4 protein-coding genes are annotated in these 3687 nt (G+C 68.9%); 2 read left to right on the forward strand and 2 right to left on the reverse strand.

The genetic code is table 11. The annotated features are described in order from the left end of the window. Positions 1 to 646 (forward strand): type VII secretion protein EccB (locus ACWCSD_RS49635; RefSeq protein ID WP_449926348.1); only part of this gene is annotated, 646 nt, incomplete at its 5' end. Between the two features lie 60 nt (positions 647 to 706). Here the strand turns inward: ACWCSD_RS49635 and ACWCSD_RS49640 are convergent. Beyond that, positions 707 to 1465: a hypothetical protein gene (locus ACWCSD_RS49640; RefSeq protein ID WP_397165338.1), complete on the reverse strand. Its 759-nt coding sequence runs from the start codon at positions 1463 to 1465 to the stop codon at positions 707 to 709. Between the two features lie 13 nt (positions 1466 to 1478). Beyond that, a complete protein-coding gene (locus ACWCSD_RS49645) occupies positions 1479 to 2546 on the reverse strand; it encodes a hypothetical protein (protein WP_397165336.1) in 1068 nt (355 codons plus the stop codon). 130 nt (positions 2547 to 2676) lie between these two features. Here ACWCSD_RS49645 and ACWCSD_RS49650 point away from each other — a divergent pair, with 130 nt between their 5' ends. Then, on the forward strand, positions 2677 to 3600 hold the full coding sequence (locus tag ACWCSD_RS49650) for a M23 family metallopeptidase (protein WP_449926351.1): 924 nt from the start codon (positions 2677 to 2679) through the stop codon (positions 3598 to 3600). The last annotated feature ends 87 nt before the right edge of the window (positions 3601 to 3687 follow it).

Here is a 3687-nt window from a genome sequence, read left to right on the forward strand (position 1 = left end):
GGGGGCGGTCGGTCAGGTCTACACCGTGAAGGGCATGGGCGGGGCTCCCGACCGCTGGTACGTGCTGCTCGCCGACGGGCTCGCCCCCGTCAACCTCACCCAGGCGACGCTGCTGCTCGCCGACCCGAAGACCAAGGCCGCGTACGGCAGGCGCGCCGCCGTCCCACTGGAGATCGACGCCGCCACCGCGAACGGCAGGACCTCCCGCCAGACCCTCACGGTCGGCGGCCTGCCGACGAGCCTGCCCAGAACGGTCACGTCCTCGGCGGCGCTGTGCGCGGTGTACGCCGACACGCAGAACGGCTCAGCGCAGGCGAAGATCACGGTCGGCGCGACGATGACCATCCCCGTGCCCACGTCCCGGAGCGACCAGGAGCACTTCGACCAGGTACTGCTGCCCGCCGGCGGCGCGGCCCTGGGCGGCCTGCTGCCCGGGGACGGCCAGAAGGCGTTCATGCAGACCTACTTCCTGCTCACCGACCAGGGCAGGAGGTTCCCGCTGCAGACCGGGGACCAGATCAACAAGCTGGGGTACGGCGCCGAGGACGTCACGCCGGTGCCCTACAACCTCGTCCACCTGATCCCGGAGGGCCCGGCGCTCGACCCGACGGCGGCGCGCTCACCGGTGCAGGTCACGGCCCAGTGAGCGGCGGCCCCGGCCCGGCGGACGCCGGGCCGGGTCGCCGGGACGAGGTGCGGGTCGGGGTCAGATGAGGCCGCCGGCCGTCGTCAAGTCAGGCATGCCGCCGTTCTTGCGCTGCAGGGTGCCGGGCTTCTCCTCCCCGTTGCCGACGTACTCGAGGTCACTGGGCCCGAAGTTGGCCTTCGGACGGCCCTTGTCGATGACCTGCGTCATCATGGCGCACATGCCGTTCACCGTGGCCAGGATGCCCGCGAGCATGGCGGCGGACTTGACGTTCTTGCCGACGATGCCCCTGAGGATCTGGGCGAGCGCGATCAGGATGCCGTTGATCTGCCCCCGCATCACCACCGCGACGAAGATGGGGACGATGAAGGTCAGCCATTTCGCGGCGGCGAGGGCCGTCGTGATCGCGGCCACCAGACAGGCGACGTAGACGGCATAGTGGTAGAGCGTGGCGATCGTGTCCATGCCGCTGGAGACGTTCTGGAAGTAGGCCGACGCCGCCTTCACCTGCTGGGCGAAGTCGTCCGCGGACTTCTTGAACACCTCCCAGGCCGGCCCCGTCCAGTACTCCTTGCTGGCGACCTCCTCGGAGAGCTTGACGATCGCACCGCCGATGGCCTGGAAGTCCAACCCGTCCTCGCCGACGACGGGCGCCAACCACTCCACGGCCGCCTTCGCCACGGCGCCGGGGTTGGACACGAGGGCGCCTACCATGATCGCGACGTTCCTGGCCAGCGGGTACTCGAAGAGCACCGCGGCGTTCGCGGTCGCCACGCCGGCCGCGGCGAGGATCAGCCAGCGGTCTTCTTCGTATGCCATGTCGTCTTCCTTCTCACTCGCCGAGGACCGGCGGTGCGATGTCCATGTCGTCGAGCCAGTCGTTCTCGTCGCCGCGCACGTACTCCGGCTTCTCCCGCTCGCGGTTCTGCTCGTTGCCGGCCGCGCCGCCCGACATGGGCATGAACGGCATGCCCGACATGCCGGCCGCGCCGGCGCCGCGCAGGCCGCCCGCGGCCGCGCCCGCGCCCGTGGTGGTCCCGCCGGGGCCCGACGAACTGCCGTAGCCGCCCGACGTGGGGAAATCGATGGGACGGCCGGTCAGGTTGCCGGTGCTGGGAATGGCGGAGTTCAGGGCGTTGGGGTCCAGACCGGACAGCTTGGTCTGGGACGGGTCCGGGAGCGCGCTCTTGAGGTCCGGGACGTCGGTGTTGTGGTTGAGCTGATCCTCGATGGACGGCGTCTTGGGCAGGTTCGCATTGATGGCGTTGGGGTCGGGCAGGTTGTTGTCGGGGAGCTTGTTGTCCGGGAGCTTGTTGTCCGGCAGCTTGTCGTCAGGAAGCTTGTCGTCCGGGAACTTGTCGTCCGGCAACTTGTCGTCAGGCAGCTTGTTGTCGGGCAACTTGTTGTCCAGGAGCTTGTCGTCCGGGAGCTTGTCGTCGGGCATGTTCATCGGCGGCAGGCCGCCACCACCGCCACCGCCCAGCTTGGTCGGATCGATGCCGCCGGGGCCGGGGCCGGGACCGGGGCCGGGGCCGGGGCCGTCGCCGTACTCCTTGATCAGGCCGTCGTTGTCCTTGTCGACCTTCTCGTAGTTCTTCTCCAGCTGCTCCAGCGCCGTCTTGTAGTCCTTCAGGACGGACCTGGCCATGGCGACCGTGTCGCCGGCGCCGTTCTTGATCTGCTCGTGGGCGTAGGAGAGGCCGAGGCCGACGATGCCGAACCCGGGGGATTCGATGGTGATCCCCTTCGTGTTCGTCTCGATCTTGCCCATGCCCGGTTCCTGGTCGGCGATGTCGCTGCCCAGTTTGCTGATCTTCTTGTCGGTGAACCGGATCGTGGCCCCGCCGAGGCCCGCCGGGGATAGTCCCAGGCTGGCGGCGGAGTTCTCTCCTGCGCCCATCTGACCCTCCCTGTCCGAAAACTGCGTTTTGCACAGTCCTGGCTACGATATCGACAAATATCAACTTTTAGCGTGAACACTTTGCGAATGATCTAGACTGGCCGTTGATCAGGATGGCAGCCTTTCCCGCATGCGGATCAAGACCCTGATCGTGGGCGTGTGTGGCATCGCCGCGCTGCCCCTCACCGGCACGAGCGCGGCGAGCGCCAGCGCCGCCGTCGTCCACCAGCTTCCGTTCCCGTGCGGCGAGACCTGGACCGGCGACAGCAACGACAGCAGCAAGCACACCGGTGGCTACGAGATCGACTTCAACGGCTCGTACGGCGACGGCAACGCCGACATGGGCCGTACCGTGGTGGCCTCGGCGGCCGGCAAGGTGATCATGTCGGAGTACCGGACCGCCGACGGCTTCGGCAACGTGGTCAAGATCCGGCACTCCGACGGCAGCGTCTCGCTGTACGCCCACATGAAGAAGCGCACGGTCTCCCCGGGCGCGAACGTCGCGCAGGGCCAGCAGGTCGGCCAGGTGGGCAACACCTCGGCCAAGTACAAGGGCATCATCGCCCACCTGCACTACGAGCAGCGCTCGTCGTCGGGCAAGATCGTGCCGGCCAAGTTCAACGGCACCACCTTCGGCTACAGCCACCAGACGCTGAAGTCGAACAACTGCCAGGGCGGCGGCGGCACGCCCGCGCCCGCCGACCCGGGCAAGCCCAGCACCGGCGGCGGCGGCAACCCGTACTCGGCCGAGCAGGTCTGCGGTGCTGGCTACAAGCAGATCGACTCCGCGCCGCTCGGCAACCAGGGCCGGGTCGTCCTGCTGTACTCGGCCTCCACCGGCCAGAACTGCGTCACCACGCTGCGCAACAGCGGCTCGGGCAAGGCGGCCGTGCGGGCCTACCTGGAGGTCAAGGGCAAGGCCAGGAGCACCGACGCGGGCAGCTACCAGTACTACGCCGGTCCGGTCCGGGCCAAGGCCCTGCGTACCTGCGTCAAGTGGGGCGGCGCGATCGGCTCGACCGCGTACGACAGCCCCTTCGAGCACTGCGGCTGACGCGACCGCGCGTCCATGAGCGGGGCGGCGCCTCCGGGCGCCCCCCGCACCGCCGCTCCCCCCACACGGCGCGGCTTGCAGATCGGA

The organism is Nonomuraea sp. NPDC001684 (genome assembly GCF_053596515.1).

What these genes read in the sequence shown, in the direction of transcription:
- ACWCSD_RS49650 (WP_449926351.1), top strand. Translation starts at nt 2,677, where the DNA reads ATGCGGATCAAGACCCTGATCGTGGGCGTGTGTGGCATCGCCGCGCTG.
- ACWCSD_RS49640 (WP_397165338.1), bottom strand. Translation starts at nt 1,465, where the DNA reads ATGGCATACGAAGAAGACCGCTGGCTGATCCTCGCCGCGGCCGGCGTG.
- ACWCSD_RS49645 (WP_397165336.1), bottom strand. Translation starts at nt 2,546, where the DNA reads ATGGGCGCAGGAGAGAACTCCGCCGCCAGCCTGGGACTATCCCCGGCG.